The organism is Thermodesulfovibrionales bacterium, assembly GCA_035686305.1.
Classification (GTDB): domain Bacteria; phylum Nitrospirota; class Thermodesulfovibrionia; order Thermodesulfovibrionales; family UBA9159; genus DASRZP01.
On sequence record DASRZP010000128.1, the window covers coordinates 1 to 21,131 of the forward strand.

At 52.3% G+C, this 21,131-nt stretch carries 15 protein-coding genes, 1 tRNA gene and 1 riboswitch; of the genes, 11 read left to right on the forward strand and 5 right to left on the reverse strand.

The genetic code is table 11. From position 1 onward, the window contains the following. Together VFG09_14235 and VFG09_14240 are read left to right on the forward strand one after the other, a co-directional pair. Positions 1-366: hypothetical protein (locus VFG09_14235; GenBank protein ID HET6516315.1), on the forward strand; the 366-nt coding region annotated here is incomplete at its 5' end. A 399-nt stretch (positions 367-765) separates the two neighbouring features. Further along, the gene (locus VFG09_14240; GenBank protein ID HET6516316.1) at positions 766-933 is read left to right on the forward strand and encodes a hypothetical protein; all 168 of its coding nucleotides are present in this window, start codon (positions 766-768) and stop codon (positions 931-933) included. Positions 934-989: 56 nt separating this feature from the next. On the opposite strand, the gene VFG09_14245 is transcribed toward VFG09_14240, so the two are convergent. The 4 genes from VFG09_14245 to VFG09_14260 form a co-directional block, all read right to left on the reverse strand. Continuing rightward, positions 990-1,322 (reverse strand): SHOCT domain-containing protein, encoded by a 333-nt coding sequence (locus tag VFG09_14245; GenBank protein ID HET6516317.1) that lies wholly within the window; start codon positions 1,320-1,322, stop codon positions 990-992. A gap of 55 nt (positions 1,323-1,377) precedes the next feature. Continuing rightward, on the reverse strand, positions 1,378-3,810 hold the full coding sequence (locus VFG09_14250; protein ID HET6516318.1) for a PAS domain S-box protein: 2,433 nt from the start codon (positions 3,808-3,810) through the stop codon (positions 1,378-1,380). A 259-nt stretch (positions 3,811-4,069) separates the two neighbouring features. Next, positions 4,070-4,157: transfer RNA gene (locus VFG09_14255), tRNA-Leu, on the reverse strand. A 210-nt stretch (positions 4,158-4,367) separates the two neighbouring features. Further along, on the reverse strand, positions 4,368-6,275 hold the full coding sequence (locus tag VFG09_14260) for a KUP/HAK/KT family potassium transporter (protein HET6516319.1): 1,908 nt from the start codon (positions 6,273-6,275) through the stop codon (positions 4,368-4,370). A 203-nt stretch (positions 6,276-6,478) separates the two neighbouring features. On the opposite strand from VFG09_14260, the gene kdpA (VFG09_14265) reads away from it, so the two are divergent. From kdpA (VFG09_14265) to VFG09_14305, 9 genes are all read left to right on the forward strand, one after another. Then, entirely contained in the window at positions 6,479-8,275 is a 1,797-nt protein-coding gene (kdpA, locus tag VFG09_14265; GenBank protein HET6516320.1) for a potassium-transporting ATPase subunit KdpA, read from the forward strand. A gap of 192 nt (positions 8,276-8,467) precedes the next feature. Next, positions 8,468-8,620, forward strand: a riboswitch (cyclic di-AMP (ydaO/yuaA leader). Between the two features lie 180 nt (positions 8,621-8,800). Continuing rightward, a complete protein-coding gene (locus VFG09_14270) occupies positions 8,801-9,580 on the forward strand; it encodes a hypothetical protein (protein HET6516321.1) in 780 nt (259 codons plus the stop codon). Between the two features lie 9 nt (positions 9,581-9,589). Continuing rightward, positions 9,590-9,892 carry a hypothetical protein gene (locus VFG09_14275; GenBank protein ID HET6516322.1) on the forward strand — a complete coding sequence of 101 codons (303 nt, stop codon included), beginning with the start codon at positions 9,590-9,592 and terminating at the stop codon, positions 9,890-9,892. A gap of 23 nt (positions 9,893-9,915) precedes the next feature. After that, a complete protein-coding gene (kdpA, locus tag VFG09_14280) occupies positions 9,916-11,712 on the forward strand; it encodes a potassium-transporting ATPase subunit KdpA (GenBank protein HET6516323.1) in 1,797 nt (598 codons plus the stop codon). A gap of 2 nt (positions 11,713-11,714) precedes the next feature. After that, positions 11,715-13,781, forward strand: a complete 2,067-nt coding sequence (gene kdpB, locus VFG09_14285) for a potassium-transporting ATPase subunit KdpB (protein HET6516324.1) — start codon at positions 11,715-11,717, stop codon at positions 13,779-13,781. Between the two features lie 13 nt (positions 13,782-13,794). Further along, entirely contained in the window at positions 13,795-14,367 is a 573-nt protein-coding gene (gene kdpC / locus VFG09_14290) for a potassium-transporting ATPase subunit KdpC (protein HET6516325.1), read from the forward strand. 69 nt (positions 14,368-14,436) lie between these two features. Further along, complete coding sequence (gene nhaA, locus VFG09_14295) at positions 14,437-15,864, forward strand: Na+/H+ antiporter NhaA (GenBank protein HET6516326.1); 1,428 nt, start codon at positions 14,437-14,439, stop codon at positions 15,862-15,864. Between the two features lie 117 nt (positions 15,865-15,981). Next, positions 15,982-17,916 (forward strand): DUF4118 domain-containing protein, encoded by a 1,935-nt coding sequence (locus VFG09_14300; protein HET6516327.1) that lies wholly within the window; start codon positions 15,982-15,984, stop codon positions 17,914-17,916. A 28-nt stretch (positions 17,917-17,944) separates the two neighbouring features. Next, positions 17,945-20,317: a hypothetical protein gene (locus tag VFG09_14305; protein ID HET6516328.1), complete on the forward strand. Its 2,373-nt coding sequence runs from the start codon at positions 17,945-17,947 to the stop codon at positions 20,315-20,317. On the opposite strand, the gene VFG09_14310 is transcribed toward VFG09_14305, so the two are convergent. Next, positions 20,286-20,993 carry a protein-L-isoaspartate(D-aspartate) O-methyltransferase gene (locus tag VFG09_14310; protein ID HET6516329.1) on the reverse strand — a complete coding sequence of 236 codons (708 nt, stop codon included), beginning with the start codon at positions 20,991-20,993 and terminating at the stop codon, positions 20,286-20,288. The genes VFG09_14305 and VFG09_14310 overlap by 32 nt on opposite strands. Positions 20,994-21,131: the final 138 nt, after the last annotated feature.

The window sequence follows — 21,131 nt, forward strand, 5'->3', positions numbered from 1 at the left end:
TCCCATCCGGTCTTCGACTTTGCTCCCGAAGATCTTGAGAAACCACATGTTCCCGAAGAAGTGCAGCCATCCTCCATGGAGGAACATCGTAGTCAGGAAGGAGAGGTAGTCTATCAGTGGGAGATGACGACCGTGGCGCCCAGTATATTCAGCGGGAACAATTCCAAAATAATAGGTAAATTCTTCAAGGGCCTCCTGAGGGAGGGTAGTTTCAAACAGGAAAACGAGCCCGCAAAGCGTTATGACGCCCCACGTTGTAACGGGGAAGCTCCTGTTGGGCACGGTGTCACGGATTGGGAACATATCGTTATTTCACTGAAGCTCATTTCCCTTCCTGGAATTAATAGGCCCAGGACTCGATATTGATAGTATCTCTTACTCTCTTATATTATGCCAAGGGAAAGCTCCTTTGTCTTGTCTCACCTCTCTCCTACGATAAAAGTATGCACGCTCTCGGTGAAATATTCGTGAAAAAGGGATAAAACTATTCTTTGATCCTTGGACGCATGTCCATTTGAAAAACCAATCAGCAACGGAGAAGAATGCGTCCGTGAAAGTGGCGCCAGAAAGATAAGGTAGGCATTTTGAGGGTAGAAATTGGTAGAATGGCGCATTTTTTCAACACAACAAAACAATGACGTTGGAACAGGCAGAGGTCTGTTAGATGTAATACCTTAATTTACAAGGCAATTCCTCACAGATCACGGCAATGCCTTCGGTTGGCATGCGATATGCATATCTACCATTAGGAGAGGAGGCTGAAAGATGGATAAGGCAAAGACCAAAGTCGTAATCTCTATACTCAAGGATTCCTCACTCTACGACAGCTTGCCCCACGAAGAAAAGATTGCTCTCCTTCTGAGGTTGGAAAAGGACTACCCCTTCCTGTTCCGCGCCGGACACGAAGGAAAGGTAGAGCTCAACACCGTCTAAGCAAAGAAGCTCACCTTATTCATTGATCATAATCAAGGGGGGTACCCCCGAGCCCCTCACAAAATATCCCGCTTCATCCTTTCGAATTCTTCCTTCGAAATCTCCCCTTTGGCATACCTTTTTTTCAAGATATCGAGCGCCGTTTCCTCTGATCTTATCTCGTGGCCTTTCCCTGTTGCGATGACCCATTTCACAAAATAGACAATCCCGATAATCACAACAATCCAGAAGGCGATCATGAGTATCAACGGGATCAAGAAGCAGCTGCCCGCACCGTAACCCCAGGGTCCCCAACTCCAGTGAAAACTCCTTTCCCATGATTCCTCGGCGTAGCCAAGCGATGGCACAAACGCAACCATCACAACCAAGGCCATAAGAACCTTTTTCATCCCTTCCTCTCCTCTTCTTTGTAACGAGACTCCTGACAAACGGAAGCAGCTCCAGTCAAACTTGAAGTTTTGAGAGGAGTCCTTTTAATTCCTTTGCGTTGTATGGCTTTGCTATGGCATCGGCAAAACCATACCTTCCGAAATCTTTCATCACAGGGTCTTCTGCATATCCACTCGAAACAACAGCCTTCACCTCCGGGTCTATCTCCCGGAGTCTCCTCAAGGCCTTCTCTCCTCCCATGCCTCCCTGCACCGTCAGATCGAGAATGGCTGCGTCGAATGTTCGGCCCCCTTTTTTTGCCCTCCGGTATGCGTCAGCAGCCTCCTCCCCGTTCTTCGCAAACTCCACCTCGTATCCGAGCTGCTTCAACATCGCACCCGCGATCTTCCGCACGCCCTCGTCATCGTCCATGAACAGCACCCTCCCCCTCCCTGCGGCAAAATGGCTCTCCTTCCCCGGCCGTTCTTCATCTCTCCCCTCGGCAGCCGGAAGATAGATATGAAAGACCGTTCCCGCTCCTTCCCTCGATTCAACTCCGATATGTCCTTCATGTTTGCTCATAATCGAGTGACAGATCGCGAGACCCAGCCCCATGCCCTTATCGCTTCCCCTGTCCTTCGTCGAAAAATAGGGATCAAAGATCCGCGGCAGATACTTTTCAGGAATGCCGGCGCCATGGTCTGCTACGGAGATCTTCACGTAACGCCCCCCTTTCAGGGGGAGATTGTCATCACCGGTTATCCTGACATTGGAAGCGCTGACTTCGACACTCCCTCCATCGGGCATCGCTTCTTTTGCATTGATAAGGAGATTGTTGAAGACCTGGTTCATCTGCCCCCTGTCCACCTCGACAAGGTCAAGGTCCTTTGGAAGACTCAGCTCGCATCCAACACTCGACCCGCTCAGACTGAGGCTGATCGACTCCTTAAGAATCTTTTCTACGAAAGTTGCGCGCCTGACAGGTTCTCCTCCCTTGGAGAAGGTGAGAAGCCGGCAGCTTAATTCCTTTGCCTGCTCAGAGGCCTTCTCCGCTTCCTCCAGGAGAGGGAAGACCCTCTCTTCCGGATTCGTTAACACCTTAGCCAGGGAAACGTTGCCCATAATCGCCTGGAGGAGGTTATTGAAATCATGGGCGATGCCTCCCGCAAAGATTCCAAGCGATTCGAGCCTCTGGGTCTTGAGGAGCTCCCCCTCCACCACCTTTCTCTGAGAGATATCACGGGCAAATGCACAGTCGATTTCCTTACCACCAAAAGTGAGGTAGTGCGCCATGATTTCCACGGGTATGATTTGCCCGTTCTTCGTGCGATGTATCGTCTCAAGGGTCAACTTCCCTTTTCGCCTGACACTCTCCCAAGCAGCTGTCCATCGGTCTGCCGTGAAGCCGGGATCGATGTCGAGCACTGTTAAGCCGAGCAACTCCTCGCGGCTATATCCCAGCATCTTGCACGCAGTCTCGTTCACATCCACAATCCGTGCCTTCGAGTCCAGCCAATAGACTGCATCGGCAGCACTGTCCACGGTGAAACGCGTCAGTTGCAGTGCCTCTTCTGCCCGCTTGCGTTCGGTGATGTCCTGGACGGTTCCGGCAAACCTTAGAGGTTTCCCCTCGGCGTCCCTCTCTACAACCCCGAAACCCTCCAACACCCATTCCCTGCCGCTTTCGTTTATTACTCTTGTTTCGACATGATAAGGCTTATTGTTGTTCAAGGTCTCTTTTGTCGCCCTCTGAAGAGCCTCTTTATCATCCGGATGTATGAGACGCCAAAAATATTCGGTAGTCGGTATAAACGTGTCAGGATCTTTATCGAATCTCTTGAACGCTTCCTTTGACCAGGCCAATGAATTGTTTGGTATATCCCAACTCCAACTTCCGATCTTCGCGACTTTCTGAGATTCTGCAAGCCATCGCTCGCTCCGCTCCACCTGATACTGAAGAGCAAATCCTTTCATCAGCCGTTTTTGGGCAAGATATTGCAACACCAGCAGTGTAGAGAAACAGAAGATCATCAAAACGTTCGCAGAAATAAAAAAGGATTTGTCCGTTATCGTGTCATATATCAGTATGGGCAACAGATAAATCAGGTAAATCACGAGAGATACAATAAGGCTTTCCCGAAACTTGAGAGGGAGAAATCCGAAAAAAATTGCGACTAAAATCATCCCCGCAAAATAAGGCGACCGATGTCCCTGGAAGCTATAGATCATCATTGCCACCATCCCCGCAACAATGATGCCGCCAATAATTGCGATAGTACTCTGATAGATTTCGTTAATTTTTCTTCTGTTGAGCGCATATAAGATAAGCAGGGACAGAGAAGTAACTATGCGATAAACCAAGAACGTCTTGAAATTGGATGGTGTTGCCAGGTAGTCGAGGGGTATCAAGAAAATTACAACGAGAGAACCGATTCCTAATGCGCTCTCTGCCCAATCATAGAGATACGCATCATACTTCGCCTTTATATTGCTATCTTCATTGGACATATAAAGTATCTATTCGTAAACGTTTAACGCTATCACATCCATCCTTGAATGTCAACTTCCAAAGGCACTTGACTCCACGAATGATTTTTGATCGGGTTGGTCTTCTCATAGCGTGGATGAATCCCTTTCAGAAGGACCAAAAGGGGGCGGCGACCATATTGTCTATTTCTCTTACTCGTCCTGCCTCGGGAATGGCCGCATGCTTCCCGCGTGACCTCATTCCATGTTCTCGTAAGGATGCGAGTCCATTCGTCTTCGCTGGTGCCGGAGGCCGGACTCGAACCGGCACGGAGTAGAACCCCGAGAGATTTTAAGTCTCTTGTGTCTACCAATTCCACCACTCCGGCAATCCACGAAACCCGCTGCTATCAAGGCTTTGTCGGGTATCATATACTATCATAAAGCCTTCCGGGGAGTCAAAAAAGCTCTTTCCTGAATCCTCTCTTTTCTTGCAAAAGCATTTATTGTGCTCCCTAATCGCATATGAAGAGGCCTTTTCGGGACGCCAGTCTGCCCGCCAGGCAAAGAGCCATTTCAAGAAAACCGATACGGTTCTGTTACAGCCCCACCTTCGTTATAACTCCGTGGAGCTTTTTTGGCGGGAAAATGTAGAACTGGATGAATGTGGGCGTCAGCCTCTTGATGACTGCGAAGAGCTTCCAGATCATATTTCTCGTGGAGATGTCTTCTATGCCGTAGAAGACGACTCGTTCATTTATTGCCGCTTCCCGGAGTATCTCGTTCACGTCGATGACTTCCATATATCCCATCTGCATCTCGAAGACCCGGAGGCCCTTTGAGAGGTCCTCTCTGAAAAAACCGGCGACGCCGTAAGGGTCGTCCCTCTTTATGAGAGAAACAAATATGTTGTCTTCATACAGTATGCCGTGGTAGAACATCGTCTGGGTGATATAGAAGGGGATCTCCTGAACGTCCTTGAGGAGGAAGAGTGCGGTTCCTCTGATCTTTTCCGAGGTTTCGTAAACCCTCCTGAACTTAAGGAGAAAATCCTCGAGCGGCATGAAATCCATCATCCGGTAAAGCTTCTTTTGGCCCTGCGTATAGAGGAGAATCGTCGCAAGAGGGAAGGATGCAATGACGAGGGACCAGTATCCTCCGTGAGGTATTTTGGTAAAGTTTGCACCGAGGTATGTGATATCGATGCACGTCACGAGCAGCGAGACAGAGGCAAAGAAATGGTTTTTCCTGGCGGAAAAGATCCATATCATCAAGATGCCCGTGAGGGTCATGGTACCCGTGACTGCCAGACCGTAGGCGGCCGCGAGACGGCTCGATTCCTGAAACTGAAGCATTATGAAGAGTACGGCAAAGAGCAAGAACCAGTTGACACTCCCGATATAGATCTGCGACCTCCTCTCCCAGGAGGTATAATCGACCTTGAACATGGGCATGATCCTGGTATTTATCCCCTGGTAGACGATCGAAAACATGCCGCTGATCATCGCCTGTGAGGCGATGATGGTGGCTGTGATGCTCAGAAGGAGAAACGGCACATAAACGGACCTTGCATAGTGGAAGACCATCTCGAAAAGGATGTTCTTTGCTTCGGGATGCCTCATCAGATAGGCGCCCTGTCCCATATAATTGATAACAAGGGCAATAAAGACTCCCGACCATGCCTGCCGTATCGGTCTTGCTCCGAGGTGCCCCATGTCAGCATAGAGCGCCTCGCCGCCCGTTGCGCAGAGGATGATCTCTCCCAGAGCGATAAAACCGGCGACCTTGTTTCTCAGAAGAAACAGGACGCCATGACAGGGGTTCAGCGCCCCGATGACCGATGTAGCATCCAGTATGGAGACCATGCCTGAAATGAGAAGGGCGGCAAACCAGAGAATCATGATCGGTCCAAAAGCGCCCGCAACCTTTTCCGTTCCCTTTCTCTGGAACGCGAAGAGAAGAACCGCTATCGCCATGGAAATGAGCACGATGAATGCCTTCGACAGATTTTCCAATCCGGGGATAAGCACAGCCCCTTCGACTGCGCTCAATATGCTGATGGCTGGGGTGATGACCCCGTCGCCTATGAGGAGGGAGATTCCTATGAAAGAAAGTATCGAAACAAGGATAATACTCTTCCGGGATTTGAGCCCTGAGACGAGGATCTCCCTCAGCACGATCGTTCCGCCTTCTCCCCGTCTGCTGAGATTCATGGCTATCCATGCGTACTGCACCGTGACCAGGGAAACGAGTGTCCAGATGACAAGGGACAAGACGCCAATGATGTTGTCATGCGTCGGTTTCAGGAGAAGAAATACTACCGTGAGCGTGTAGATCGGACTGGTGCCGATGTCTCCGAACACGAGACCGAGCGATTTGATGATTCCTTTTATCTGGTTCTCTTTTTCCCGCATGCCCACAACCATTGAGGGTCCGTCTATTTTATCTATCCTCTGCAACATTAACAAGTAGTGATGGCGGAAGTAGAAGTCATCCGCCCGCTTCATGAAGTCAAGGCATCAACTGCTCAAGAATCGGAAAGCCGTGCCTCCGTCTTGACGCGAGATTCTATGAAACCATTGAATTATGCGCTATCATTGAATCAGGACAGTTCTTGATGAAGAAGCCCTTTCATTACGAACGGTATGAAAGGAAAACGTTGAATTCAAATTTTCGGCATAGTTAAAGACTTCTTCTCATAGAGGCGGTTATGCAATCTGCAGATATAATCTCTGATATGTCCCAAATTATCGTACTTCTGGCCGTTCTTACTCTCCTCGCGAGGCCTCTCGGCGCCTATATGGCAAGAGTCTATCAAGGGGAACGCTCCGCACTTTGCAGGCTCTTTGTTCCGTTGGAAAGGGGGCTCTACCGCATCGCCGGCATTGACAGTGATACCGAGATGGACTGGAAACAGTATGCTGTTGCAGTACTCATTCTCAACGTTATCATGATCGTAGCGAGTTTTGCCGTCCTTGTGCTGCAAGGATATTTGCCTCTCAATCCCCAGAAATTTCCCGGCTTTTCATGGGACCTTGCGCTCACCACTGCGATAGGCTTTGTTACCCAAACCGACTGGCAACCATACAGTGGAGAATCAGCAGCCGCCTATTTCCCCCAGGTGATGAGCCTGATGGTAAACCAGTTTCTCTCAGCTGCGACAGCCATGGCCATCCTTATTGCGTTCGTCCGCGGTTTTATCCGCCGGACCGCCAAGACTATAGGCAATTTCTGGGTCGATTTGACGCGAGGTACCCTCTATATCCTTTTGCCGATGTCACTCGTGGCAGCGCTTGTGCTTGTCTCTCAAGGTGTCATCCAGAATTTCAGCCCCTATAAGACAGTCCGGATGGTAGAAGCAACCAGGTATCAGAAACCTAAGCTTGACGCGAAGGGCAACCCGCTCAAAGATGCAAACGGGAATCCGATAACCGAGACGGTAGTCGTGAAAGAGCAGACTCTGCCGATGGGTCCGGTCGCCTCAATGGAGGCGATTAAGAATCTCGGGACAAACGGGGGCGGTTTCTTCAATGCAAACTCTGCACACCCTTATGAGAATCCGACGCCCTTTTCTAACTATTGCGCAATTCTTTTGATGCTTATGATTCCGGCTGCCCAGACCAATACCTTCGGCCGTATGGTAGGAAGCACACGGCAGGGGTGGGCCATTTATTTGGCGATGATGATTCTCTTCATCGTCGCAGTCGGTGCGCTCTATTGGGCCGAATACAGCGGCAACCCACTGCTTCAGAAGCTTGGTGTTCCTGGTATCAACATGGAAGGCAAGGAGGTCCGCTTCGGACTTGGAGGATCTGCCTTGTTCGCCAGTGCAGCCACAGCGACAGGATGCGGGGCAATGAATGCAATGCATGACTCACTGACGCCTCTCGGCGGCATGGTCCCACTGATGCTCATGCTCTTAGGCGAGGTTGTTTTCGGGGGAACAGGAACGGGCCTCTACACCATGATCGCCTTTGTGGTGATCGCCGTCTTCTCTTCGGGGCTCATGATCGGGAGGATTCCCGAGTACCTTGGGAAGAAGATCGAGGTTACCGAGATGTGGATGTCTGTTGTTATTGTCCTCACCTCCGGAGTAGTCAGCCTCGTGCTTTTTTCCATAGCAATCATCAGCCCTGCCGGCGTGAGATCAATTGCCAATCCCGGTCCTCACGGCTTGACCGAGGTGCTTTATACCTTTGCCTCCACAGCAAACAACAATGGCAGCATGTTTGCCGGCCTGAACGCAAATACCGTGTTTTATAACCTGACCACGTCCGTTGCGATGTTGTTGGGAAGATTTGGACCCGCTATCGCGATTCTTGCCATGACAGGCTCCTTGGTTCAGAAGAAACATTATCCATCCGGTGTAGGAACACTGACGACCGATCGACTCCCTTTTATCATATGGCTCGTTGCGATAGTCCTGATCGTCGGAGCTTTGACCTTTTTCCCGGCGCATGCCCTCGGACCGATCGTTGAGCATATGCTCATGCAGAGGGGTGCATAGTCATGACAAAACGTATTGAGAAAGACAGAGGGATATTTGATCGTGTGGCGGCGAAGGAGGAACGTAATGGAGAGATTCTCCAAGACTATCTGCAGGAGCTTATGAATCGACCAAAGAAGCGACAGTGTTTCAGAGGCTTCGTGATGGAAACGATTTCTCTTGACAATCTTTTTGTCCGCGGTGATAATAGGGTAAATATAGCAGCCGAGATCCATTCCCATTACTATGGTGAGGATGGATGCGGGGGACCCAAGAATTTGGGGCGTACTTCCCGGAGACCCGGGAAAAGGGCACTTCCAGGCCCGAGCCCGTCAGCTAACCTCGTAGGCGTTTGGAAGGGCAAAAGGCTGAAATCAAGACCGCCGTTGCCGGCGGTTTTTTTGTTTTCTCCCTTTCCTGCCCCTCTCAAAAGGAGGACATATGCCATGCGAACGTAACCCCCTATGAAGGCATTGAATTGTGCGTTATCATTTGTTTAGACAATCACAGGGTTAGGCTAAAAAGATAGTGAAACGGAGAAAAACAATGAATAGAAGATTAGCTGCAGTAACAGTATTGGTGACATTGCTTTTATTAACAGGCATTGCACATGCAACGCCGTCGACCACATATTGGACACCCATGACGATGGATATCCAGCCTTACGGTGTTCTGCACCTCGGGGTGGACAACTACTTCCGTGTATTTACGAAGTCCTCGCCATCCGGCTCACTTCCGACAGACCTTACGGTCCCTGAAGTGGGGGTGTTGCCTTTTGAAAAGGTCCAGATGGAGGTTGGAGTCGACTATCTGACGAACTCTGACTATCCCTGGTACTTTAATGCGAAGATAGGCTCACCCGAGGACGTCTGGTTTAAAGGTTCTCCCGCGCTTCAGTTCGGCATCTTCGACGTGGGGACAAAGACGAGCGGACCGACCCGGACTGACTACGATGTCGCATACATGGTGATCGGCAAAACCATTGAACCGGTAGGACGAATTTCGGCCGGACCCTATATCGGCAACCACGCTGCCCTTGTTTCGAGCTCTGGAGAACCTAAGAACACAGGCTTCATGGCGGCCTTTGACCATGGATTTCTTCCGGTAAAGGATAAGGACGGCAACGTTGAGTATAACAAACTCGTTGTTGCTGCTGATTATGCATCCGGCAGGAACGTGATCGGCGGCGGAGGATTCGGTCTCTATTACTATTTCACGAAGGACATCAGTCTCCTCACGGGCCCCGTCTGGTTTAATGATTCAGGCATCAACGGGAAATGGAAATGGACAGTGCAACTTGATATTAATCTGCCGAAGCTGTGGTAGGTGACGAAAATGAAAACCATGATGGTTCTAATATTGATATTCGTTTTGGCGGCACTGGCAAGAAGTTCTCAAGCCACCTCGCCGATGCCGGAAGAGGTGAAGCCCGGCATGGCGGCCACGGTTTGCACGATCCATATTACGTGCACTAAAGATCGGGAAACAGGGACGTACGAGGAACTGACCTCCACATTTGCCTTCGAAGTCTCCGAGCCGAAGAAGGGCGTTCTTGAATGGGTAACCAAGTACGTCAATAACAAATTAAACGAACGAAACCTATCAGGATTCAAGGTCGATTGCAGATTTCCAAAATAGTGAGGATTTTTTAGGAGGTGACTATGCAAAACACAGGTATGACTTCTGACATTGTCCAGATCCTTACGTTTCTGGTGGTTCTCACGCTCCTTGTAAAGCCTTTCGGCGGCTATATGAAGAAAGTGTACGGGGGAGAAAGGACTCTTCTCAGCCCCGTTCTCGGCCCTCTGGAAGGGGTTCTCTACAGGATCTCCGGTATCGGACTGGATGATGAAATGAACTGGAAGCGCTATGCTGTCTCGATGCTCATCTTCAACTTTGTAGGGCTGGTTGTGATGTTTGCCGCCCTGATGCTGCAGGGGTATCTGCCTCTGAATCCCCAAAAATTCCCGGGCTTTTCATGGCATCTGGCAATCAATACGGCAGTAAGTTTCGTCACCAACACCAACTGGCAGAACTACAGCGGGGAATCTGCTGCGAGCTATTTCTCTCAGGTAATGGTTCTTGCCGTGCATAACTTTCTTTCCGCCGCCACGGGTATGGCTATTGTCATCGCCTTCATCCGCGGGCTTGCCCGACGGACAGCAGAAACCATAGGCAACTTCTGGATTGACATGACACGCACTGTCCTCTATATCCTCCTGCCGATATCCTTTGTTGCTGCCCTTGCGTTGGTCTCTCAGGGTGTCATCCAGAACTTCAGTCAGTACAAGACGGTACAACTCATGGAGCCGACCAGCTACGACAAACCCAAGCTCGACGACCGGGGCAATCCTGTGAAAGACGAAAAAGGACAGGCCGTCACCGAGAAAGTGGTGGTGAAGGAACAGATCTTGCCTATGGGGCCGGTGGCCTCTCAGGAAGCGATAAAGGAGCTGGGGACGAACGGCGGCGGTTTCTTCAATGCAAACTCCGCACATCCTTACGAGAATCCGACTCCACTGTCCAATTTTCTCGAAATCCTCCTTATCCTTGCAATCCCTGCTGCCCTTACGAATACCTTCGGCCGCATGGTCGGCAGCACGCGGCAAGGATGGGCCATTTATGCGGCCATGATGCTTCTCTTGATCGTCGCGGTCAGTGCGCTCTATTGGGCAGAATACAGCGGAAATCCTCTCATTCAGAAGCTGGGTGTGCCGGGCGTCAACATGGAAGGCAAGGAAGTACGCTTCGGACTTGGAGGCACTGCGCTATTCACCAGTGCGACCACCGGGACTTCGTGCGGGGCGGTGAATACCATGCATGATTCCCTCACCCCCCTCGGCGGGATGATCCCCCTTGTGCTCATACTTTCGAGTGAGGTGGTCTTTGGAGGGGTGGGATCAGGTCTTTATACCATGCTCGCCTTTGTCATTATATCGGTCTTCTCTGCCGGTCTCATGATCGGCAGGATTCCCGAGTATCTCGGGAAAAAGATCGAAGTCACTGAGATGTGGATGTCCGTAATCACGGTTCTTACCGCCGGTGTGGTAATCCTCCTCTTCGTGGCCCTGGCATTGATCACCCCCTCAGCCGTGAGCTCTATGGCCAACCCCGGTCCCCACGGCCTGAGTGAGGTGCTTTATGCCTTTGCGTCCATGTCCAACAACAATGGAAGCGCCTTTGCCGGCCTGAATGGAAATACTGTCTTTTACAACCTCCTGGGGTCTGTAGCCATGCTTCTGGGAAGATTCGCTCCCGCCCTTGCGATCCTGGCAATGGCGGGCTCTCTGGTGAAAAAGAAACATGTCCCCGCCGGAGTGGGCACGCTGCCGACCGACCAGATTCCCTTCGTCTTCTGGCTCGTGTCGGTGATCCTCATTGTCGGAGCCCTCACGTTCTTCCCGGTCCTTTCCCTGGGGCCGATTGTTGAGCACATGATCATGAGGGGAGGTGTTTAGTCATGGCAAAAGATATCAAAAGAAGCAAGGGAATCTTTGATCCGAAACTGCTAAAGGCAGCCCTCATCGATTCGTTCAGGAAGCTCGACCCCAGGGCACTCTGGAGGAATCCGGTGATGCTGTCGGTAGAGGTCGGCAGCGTCATCACCACGATCAATTTCATCTACAATCTGTCAACAGGAAAAGGGGAGCCTGCATGGTTCACCGGAACTGTTTCCACATGGCTCTGGCTGACGGTGATCTTCGCCACCTTCGCCGAATCCCTTGCAGAGGGAAGGGGCAAGGCCCGTGCGGAGTCTATGAAGAAGACCCGCAAGGAGATCATGGCAAAGAAATTGAAAAAACCCGAACTCACCGCTGAGTATGAACTTGTCCCCTCACCGCAGCTCAGGAAGGGCGATGTTATACTCGTTGAGCCGAAGGACCTCATTGCAGGCGACGGTGAAGTGATTCTCGGCGCTGCACTTGTGAATGAAGCTGCTGTTACTGGGGAGTCCGCACCGGTGGTCAGGGAGTCCGGAGGAGACAGAAGTGCCGTGACAGGGGGCACGCTCGTGATTGCCAACAGCATTGTCGTGGAAATAACCGCGAATCCCGGTGAAACCTTCCTTGACAGAATGATTGCCCTCGTTGAAGGGGCAAAACGACGGAAGACGCCGAATGAGATCGCCTTAGAGGTCCTTCTCGTCGCCCTGACAGTCGTCTTCTTCCTTGTCGTGGTCAACCTCAGCCCCCTCTCTATTTACAGCGTGAAGGCGATGGGACAGGGACAGCCGGTTACCCTTGTGGTGCTGGTGGCGCTTTTTGTCTGTCTGATACCGACGACTATTGCCGCCCTTCTGCCTGCCATCGGCATTGCGGGAATGGACCGCCTCTTCCAGAAGAACGTCATTGCCCTGTCGGGAAGGGCGATAGAAGCTGCAGGAGATGTAAATGTGTTGCTCCTGGACAAGACCGGCACCATTACCTTAGGCAATCGGCAGGCAGTCGCTTTTATTCCCGTAGCGGGCCGTTCTGAAAAAGAAGTGGCCGAGGCGGCTCTCCTGGCTTCCCTAACCGATGAAACACCTGAGGGGCGGAGCATCGTGGTTCTCGCGAAGCAGAAGTACGATCTCAGGATGCGGGAATTGCCCCCCAATGCCGAATCTGTCCCCTTTAGTGCCGAAACAAGGTTAAGCGGAGTGAACATCGATGGCCGGGCCTATCGCAAGGGTGCAGCAGACTCAATCACCCAGGTAGTGCAGAGCGCGGGCGCAACGGTTCCGAGCGATTTGGAAAGCCATGTTACGGGTATCGCCAAATCAGGAGGAACGCCGCTGGTCGTGAGTTGTGATACCGAGGTTCTCGGCGTCATAAACCTGAAGGACATTCTGAAGGGTGGCCTTCAGGAGCGCTTTCTCCAGTTAAGAAGAATGGGGATCAAGACGGTCATGATCACCGGCGATAATCCTCTCACTGCGGCGGCTATCGCTACCGAAGCACAGGTGGACGACTTTCTGGCACAGGCAAAACCGGAAGACAAGCTCAGGCTTATCAGGGACAACCAGGCGCAGGGATTCATGGTGGCGATGACCGGCGACGGCACCAATGACGCCCCCGCCCTTGCCCAAGCCGACGTAGCGGTGGCGATGAATACCGGGACCCAGCCGGCCCGCGAGGCCGCCAATATCATCGACCTCGACAGCAATCCCACCAAACTGCTCGATATTGTCGAGATCGGCAAACAGATCCTCATGACGCGGGGAACGCTCACAACCTTCAGCATCGCAAATGATGTGGCGAAGTACTTTGCCATCATTCCTGCCGCATTCGTTGCCGTTTACCCGCAGCTGGGCATCCTCAATGTCATGCACCTCGCCAATCCCTTCAGTGCAATTCTTTCCGCCGTCATTTTCAATGCGATTATTATCCCCCTGCTGATCCCCCTCGCGTTGAAGGGAACCCCTTACCGGCCGATGCCTGCGGAAAGGTTGCTGATCTATAACCTGTTGATATACGGGGCGGGAGGGCTGCTGGCCCCCTTTGCCGGGATCAAGCTGATCGACATATTGATAAATGCTTTGATTTGAAAGGAGTGACATCATGAAAGAGATAAAGAACGGCATTCTGCTCTTCGTTGTTTTATCGTTGCTGACCGGCGTACTCTATCCCGCTGCAGTGACGGCCCTTGCACAGCTCCTCTTCCCCAGGCAGGCGAACGGGGGTGTCCTGATTCGATCAGACGGCACTCCGGTCGGATCGTCGTTGATCGGCCAGCCTTTCTCCGATCCGAAATACTTCTGGCCCCGGCCATCGGCAACGACTGACTTCCCCTATAACGGCCTTGCCTCTGGCGGGTCAAACCTGGGGCCGACCAACAAGGACCTTATCAATCAGATCGCAGATCGCGTGAAAGCCTATCGGGAATCAGGTATTCAGGAACCGCTGCCGGCTGACCTCGTGACGGCCTCAGGGAGCGGTCTCGACCCGCACATCAGTCCGGCTGCTGCGGCATATCAGGTGAAGCGAGTAGCGAAGGCCCATGGACTGGATGAAGCGAAAGTGGGCGCCCTTGTCTCGGAGCATACTGAAGGCCGTCAATTCGGGATACTCGGTGATCCGAGAATAAATGTCCTCGAGCTGAATCTGGCGCTTGACGAACTCAGTCAGAGATGAAAACAAAAAGAGCCGGGAATTCGTACCGTGCCGGCGTGTTGACGGAAGGAACAGGGTGAGGGCTTCCTGATGCAGAATCCATTCCCAAAGATCAGGCATTATGTGATCTCTCCCGACAAAATCACGTCAGAGCTGGTTCGTCCCTTCCGCACTTTTTTCAGACATGAAGCATCCAGCAGCATCATCCTCATCGGGGCGACCCTCCTTGCCCTTGCGTGGACCAATTCCCCTTTCAGTCAGACTTATCACCGCTTCTGGGAGACACAGGTCTCGTTCTCCATGGGGGACTCATCGATCACCCGGACGCTCCGCCAATGGATCGATGAGGGACTCATGGCGGTCTTCTTCCTTGCCGTGGGCCTCGAGATAAAGCGGGAGGTCCTCGTCGGCGAACTCTCATCAGTGAAAAAGGCCCTCTTGCCCGTTGGCGCTGCTCTCGGCGGGATGCTCCTTCCTGCAGCGATATTTGTTGTCGTGAATAAAGGGCTGCCGACGACCAAGGGATGGGGTATCCCGATGGCAACGGATATCGCCTTTGCCCTCGGCGCTCTTTTCATACTCGGGAAGCGCGTTCCCCTCGGTCTGCGCGTATTCCTTTCTGCCCTCGCCATTGCCGATGACCTCGGCTCCGTCCTCGTGATTGCGCTCTTTTATTCCGGGGGGCTTTCCCTGCATTACCTCTTCATGTCTCTTCTCGTTTTGCTGCTCCTTGCCGTAGCGAACTTCCTCTGGATACGGGTGACCCTTATCTACGCCTTGCTCGGCGTCGGTCTCTGGATCGTTGTCCTCGGATCGGGGCTCCACTCGACGCTTGCAGGCGTTGTAGTCGCACTCTTCATACCGGCGACTGGAAGATACGATACCGACAAGTTTCTCGGCAACGTGACCAGGCATCTCAGCGAGTTCGCCTGCCCCCCGGAGGGGTGCGGACCCTCGATTCTCCAGGACGACAGACATTTGAGCTCAGTCCACTCGATCGAACTCGCGTGTCACCATGTGGAGACCCCTTTGCAGCGGCTTGAGCACGCCCTTCATCCATGGGTCGCTTTCCTTGTCGTCCCTCTCTTCGCCCTTGCGAATACGGGCATTACCGTAGTCGATCTGGATTTCTCTCAGGCCCTGCTGTCGCCGCTCACTCTCGGCATCGCGGCAGGCCTGCTCATCGGCAAACCGATCGGGATCAGCGCCTTCTCCTATCTCTTTGTGAGAGCCGGATTCGCTTCCCTGCCTCGCAGCGTCACCTGGCCACAGATCTTCGGCGCAGGCGTTCTTGGAGGAATAGGATTCACCATGTCGCTGTTCATCAGCAGCCTCTCGTTCAGAGAACCCCTGCTGCTCGATCATGCCAAACTGGGGATTCTATCAGGATCAGCCGCATCCGGGATCATCGGACTCATCCTGCTGTTCCATCTCACCTCGAGGGCAAGGTCCGACCAAGGTGATGGAAAAGATGCCGCTGCTCAAGAAAGTTATGACGTCAGCGAGCACGACACTTGATATCGACCGGGGCGGATATACATACAGACCTCTTTGCATGCACACGATTATGAGTATCTCGAATCAATAGAGGCAAAGACGATTGATCAGTTCCTGAAGGGAGTATAGTATAGTAGTATGGCAAAAGAAGAATATAAGAGACCATCTCCGGAAGCGCTGCTTGAACTGGCTCAAAAGGAAGAGGCACAGGAAAAGCGGGGCAAGCTGACCATCTATTTCGGGTCTGCTCCCGGCGTGGGCAAGACCTATGCGATGCTCCTTGATGCGCGTCACCGAAAACAGGAAGGCATCGACGTGGCGGTGGGTTATGTCGAGACCCACGGCAGGCGCGAGACCGACGCCTTGCTTGAAGGACTCGAGATCATCCCTCCTCTCATTGTCAAGTACATGGGTGTTCAGCTTAAGGAAGTGGACCTGGCAAAGGTCTTCGCAAGAAAACCGAAACTGGTCCTTGTCGATGAGCTCGCCCATACCGATGCCCCTAATCTCCGGAACGCCAAGAGATACCAGGACGTGGAAGAGATACTGAACGCCGGCATCGATGTTTATACGACGATGAACGTCCAGCATGTCGAGAGCCTCAACGATATCGTGCATCAGATCACCGGCATCCGTGTCCGCGAAACCGTTCCTGATACCGTCATTGAGGCTGCGGACGAGATCAAGCTCGTCGACCTGCCGCCCGAGGAACTCACGAAGAGACTCCACGAAGGTAAGGTCTATGTGAAGGACATGGCAACGAGTGCCGTGGACAGATTTTTCCGCACGGGAAACCTCCTGGCCCTCCGGCAGTTGGCACTCAGAGCTGTTGCAGGCAGCGTTGATGAGAAGATGCGCCGTTATATGCGTGCCCATGCCATAGCCGGACCATGGTCTGCAACGGAACGTGTCCTTGCCGGGGTCTTCGCCAGTCCCTATGCCGAGAAGCTGATCAGATCGGCGTTCAGGCTCGCAAACGATCTCGATGCTGAATGGATCGCCCTCTATGTGGAGACGGAGAGGCACAAGACCCTCTCCGAGAAAGAGAAGGAGTGGTTGAACAAGGCTTTGGACCTCGCAAAACAGTTGGGGGCACGCCTTGTCTGGATCAAGGGAAGCGATGCGGCAGAGGAAATTGCCGACTATGCTCGGAACAACAACATTACGAAGATCGTTATCGGGAAACCCCGTCGTTTTGGATTGTTCCAGACGATTCCGAAGAAACTTCTCACGAAGACACCGAACATCGATATCCATCTGCTCGATGCGAGGGTAGATCCCAGGGTCATGCCGAGAAAACGGATTACCTTCTCCAATCCGGTCAATTATGGCCTCGGCATCCTCGGTGTCGGCGCCATGTCGATCTTTGCCTTTCTTTTGCGCAACAGTCTCCATGAGGTAAATCTCCTCTTCCTCCTTCTGTTACCCGTTATTCTGAGCGCACTCTTCCTGGGAAAGGGACCATCCATTGTGGCCGGGATAGCAAGCATCGTGATCTTTGACTACCTCTTTGTCTCCCCCCGCTTCAGTTTTGCGATCAGAGATATACAATACTTTGTTTCCTTCGTCGTCTATATCATCGTCGTGGTGGTTATCAGCAATCTTGCACATCAGTTGCGCAGCAAGATCAGACTGCTCAAGGAGAGCGAGGTGAAGAACATAGGTCTTTATGGCTTGAGCAGGGATCTGGTGACTGCCCACACCATAGATCAGGTTCTCTCACTCATGGTTCGTCATGCGCTCGAAATCTTTCCATGCGAAATGGCGATTTTTCTCCCTGAAGATGACAAACTGACGGTCAGGGCCAAGACTACAGATTTCGAGGTGACTCCCAAGGTCCTCGGTGTTGCAACATGGGTCTTCATGAACAAACAGTCTGCAGGGCGCGGCACAGGTACCTTGCCCCAGGCAAAGGCATTTTATCTCCCCATGATGTCGGGCGAAGAGGTCATAGGGGTTGCGGGCTTTGATTTTAAGGGGACTGAGGAGATGATGACCAGCGAGAAAAGGGTGGTCCTGAAGACAATCACCCGTCTCGGCGCAATGGCAATAGAGCGGATCAGAATCCAGTAGCATTTCTCGGATATAATCTTCCATCACTATGGAAGCCTCAAAGAGAAAGATATTCATCGTCATATTCTTCTCCTCCCTGTCGAGCCTTGCCTATGAGATAACGCTTACAAGGATTTTTTCGATCTCCCTCTGGTATCACTTTGCCTTTATGGTCGTGAGCATTGCTATGCTCGGCTTCGGCGCCGGCGGTACGCTGCTCTCTCTTTATCCCCGGCTCAGAGACCCTTCCCGGATCCCCCTCAATGTCGTCCTCCTCGGCCTCAGCGTCTCGCTGAGTTATCTCATTGCCAACCTGATCCCCTTTGATCCCGTCAGGCTCTCCTGGGAGAGGGTGCAGTTTCTCTACATTTTCTTTTACTACCTCACACTCTCTCTTCCCTTTTTCTTCGCCGGGACGATCGTTGTCACGGCCTTTTCATCCATGAGCGATAAGGCCGGTCTCCTCTATGCCTCGGACCTTCTCGGCGCCGGATTCGGTTCACTCGGAATCCTCTTCTGCCTGAACGCCGTCGCCCCTGAGCGGGTACCATTTATCCTCTCTACAATCGTCCTCTCCTCTTCTTTCTTCGTCGCAACGGGAAGGTTGAAGAGGGCGATTCCCCTGTTCATACTGTCCTGTCTCGCCCTCCTCTTCCTCAGACCGGTCTTTGGCGACCTGAGAATGTCCCCTTACAAGGGTCTTGAGGCGGCCCTGAGATTCCCGGGCGCAGAGCATCTCAAGACCTATTTCAGTCCCTTCTCGAGAATCGACACCTTCCGAAGCCCGGCAGTCCGCTTTGCACCGGGACTGAGCCTCAGGTATCTCGATACTCTCCCGGAACAGACAGGTATAGCGATAGACGGAGGCGACATAAACGCGATAACTTATTCAGGTGATCGCCATTCGCATGAATTCCTCAGGTTCCTGCCGTCGGCGTTACCCTATGAAATAGGCGAGAAAAAGGACGTACTGATCCTCGATCCAAAGGGAGGGCTCCAGGACCTTGCGGCAAAGCATTACGGTTCACATGATATCGCCACCATAGAATCGAACCCCCTTTTGATGAGGATCATCAGACAGGAGTATGCTTATTATTCCGGAGGTCTCTACACCCAAAATGCGTGGTCAGGCAGCGGGAGGTCATGGCTCCGGAGAGGTGAAAGGAAGTTTGATATCATCGACATCTCTCTCATGGGTGCATCGCCGAGCGGATCTTTCGGCATATCAGAGGATTACCGCTTTACCGTGGAAGCCTTCAGGGAATACCTCGACCATCTGAAACCCGGAGGACTGATAAGTATAAACCTCTTTCTCCTCCCTCCGCCGAGAAGTGAGCTGAGACTCCTGAACACCTTTGTTGAAGTCGTGAAGGAGTCTGGGAATGCCGAAGCTGCCGCCCGTGTTGTCGCAATCAGGAGTTGGGACAGCATCTGTCTCCTTATGAAGAGATCACCCTTCACGCCGGGACAGATAGAGAAGGTTAAGAGGTTCTCCCATGACCGCAGATTCGATCTCGTACATTATCCAGGAATTCAGGAAGATGAAAGCAACAGATACATACGACTCCCATCAAACGAGTACTTCAAAGCCTTCCGGGATATCCTGGACTCCCACAACCGTACAGAATTCATCAAGAACTATCTCTTCGACATAAGGCCTGTTTATGATGATCGTCCCTTTTTTCAGTACTATCTGAGGATCGAGAATATCGCTCATCTCTACCGACTCATGGGTCAAAAGTGGCAATATTTCCTTGAAGAAGGCTATCTTCTTCCTGCAATATCTCTCCAGGTGCTGTTTCTGAGTCTCGTCCTCGTATCCCTTCCACTCTTCAAAAACAGAGCGGAGGGAGAGTCCCTCCGTTCAGGCAGGATTTTCCTTCCCTACTTCGCCTTCCTCGGACTCGGCTACATGTCTGTAGAGACCGCGCTCATCCAGAAGATGATCCTGCCCCTTGAACATCCGCCTTACGCGGTCGCGACCGTCCTCGCATCGATGCTCATGAGTTCAGGGATCGGGAGCCTTCTCAGCCACAAGGTGCCATGGCTTAGGCGTCCCCCTGTTATCCTGGCAATCCTGGCGCTCATCATGCTTTATACCAAAGTATTGCCGCCGATATCAAGCTCAGTAACAGTGTTTGCGATACCCTTAAGGATTGTGCTTTTCTTTGTCCTTCTTGCGCCTCTCGGTTTCTTGATGGGCATCCCTTTCCCTGCCGGTATAAGGATCCTTGGCGAAAGGGACAGTAATTCGATCCCCTGGGCCTGGGCAATGAACGGCTGTTGTTCGGTCTTCGCGCCGATCCTTGCGGTTATGATCGCGACGGCCTTGGGATTCGGGGCAGTCTTATGGCTTGGTGCATTGTCCTATGGTCTGGCGTTTCTGACGCTCACCGTCTCTTTTCGACCTCACCAACCATAGGAACAAAGGCCACGGGGTGCATCTGGACCAGATCGAGTTCACCTTTTTTCTTTGTCGCCAGCGTGAGGGTCTGGTAATAGACAGTGCTCCCGAGAGGAATGATGAGCCGCCCTCCTTCCTTCAACTGCCTGATCAGGGGAGGAGGGACATGGTTTGCCGAGGCAGTTATGATGATGGCGTCAAAAGGCGCGTATGCTTCCCATCCGAAATAACCGTCTCCATATTTCACCCTTACGTTTTTGTAACCGAGCTCTCTTTCCCTCTTCTCTGCCTTCTCGGCAAGAGATTTCCTGATCTCGATCGTATAGACCTCTTTCACGATCTCGGCAAGAACCGCAGCTTGGTACCCTGACCCTGTTCCTATCTCGAGCACCCGGTCTGATGGTCTGAGCTTCAGCGCCTCCGTCATCAGGGCGACGACATAGGGTTGTGAAATGGTCTGACCTTCTCCAATGGGAAGGGGATGGTCGGCATAGGCATTGTCCCTCAATTGCTCGTCCACGAAAAGCTCCCTGGGAATCCTTCCCATCGCCTCAAGAACCTTTCTGTCTGTAATGCCCCTTCCCTTGAGATCGTGTTCCACCATAGCCTCACGCTTCCGGACATACTTATCGGAAGCCGGCAGACCGGTGACGACGAAGAGCATGAGAAGCGCTGCAAGAGCACTCACCCTCATCAGCCTACTTCTTCTTAGATGATGACCTGCCAAGTGCATGACACTATCTGGCTCGGGAAGGCAGGCACGGTGAGAAGTCCTCTCTTGCGGTACCCTTGATGGTTGACGACTGTTGCCGTGCGCTCAATGCGCGAGGTC

Excerpts from the sequence above, each read along its gene's own strand:
- VFG09_14240 (HET6516316.1), top strand. The coding sequence starts at position 766 with ATGGATAAGGCAAAGACCAAAGTCGTAATCTCTATACTCAAGGATTCC.
- VFG09_14245 (HET6516317.1), bottom strand. The coding sequence starts at position 1,322 with ATGAAAAAGGTTCTTATGGCCTTGGTTGTGATGGTTGCGTTTGTGCCA.
- VFG09_14250 (HET6516318.1), bottom strand. The coding sequence starts at position 3,810 with ATGTCCAATGAAGATAGCAATATAAAGGCGAAGTATGATGCGTATCTC.
- VFG09_14260 (HET6516319.1), bottom strand. The coding sequence starts at position 6,275 with ATGAAGCGGGCGGATGACTTCTACTTCCGCCATCACTACTTGTTAATG.
- kdpA (HET6516320.1), top strand. The coding sequence starts at position 6,479 with ATGCAATCTGCAGATATAATCTCTGATATGTCCCAAATTATCGTACTT.
- VFG09_14270 (HET6516321.1), top strand. The coding sequence starts at position 8,801 with ATGAATAGAAGATTAGCTGCAGTAACAGTATTGGTGACATTGCTTTTA.
- VFG09_14275 (HET6516322.1), top strand. The coding sequence starts at position 9,590 with ATGAAAACCATGATGGTTCTAATATTGATATTCGTTTTGGCGGCACTG.
- kdpA (HET6516323.1), top strand. The coding sequence starts at position 9,916 with ATGCAAAACACAGGTATGACTTCTGACATTGTCCAGATCCTTACGTTT.
- kdpB (HET6516324.1), top strand. The coding sequence starts at position 11,715 with ATGGCAAAAGATATCAAAAGAAGCAAGGGAATCTTTGATCCGAAACTG.
- kdpC (HET6516325.1), top strand. The coding sequence starts at position 13,795 with ATGAAAGAGATAAAGAACGGCATTCTGCTCTTCGTTGTTTTATCGTTG.
- nhaA (HET6516326.1), top strand. The coding sequence starts at position 14,437 with ATGCAGAATCCATTCCCAAAGATCAGGCATTATGTGATCTCTCCCGAC.
- VFG09_14300 (HET6516327.1), top strand. The coding sequence starts at position 15,982 with ATGGCAAAAGAAGAATATAAGAGACCATCTCCGGAAGCGCTGCTTGAA.
- VFG09_14305 (HET6516328.1), top strand. The coding sequence starts at position 17,945 with ATGGAAGCCTCAAAGAGAAAGATATTCATCGTCATATTCTTCTCCTCC.
- VFG09_14310 (HET6516329.1), bottom strand. The coding sequence starts at position 20,993 with ATGAGGGTGAGTGCTCTTGCAGCGCTTCTCATGCTCTTCGTCGTCACC.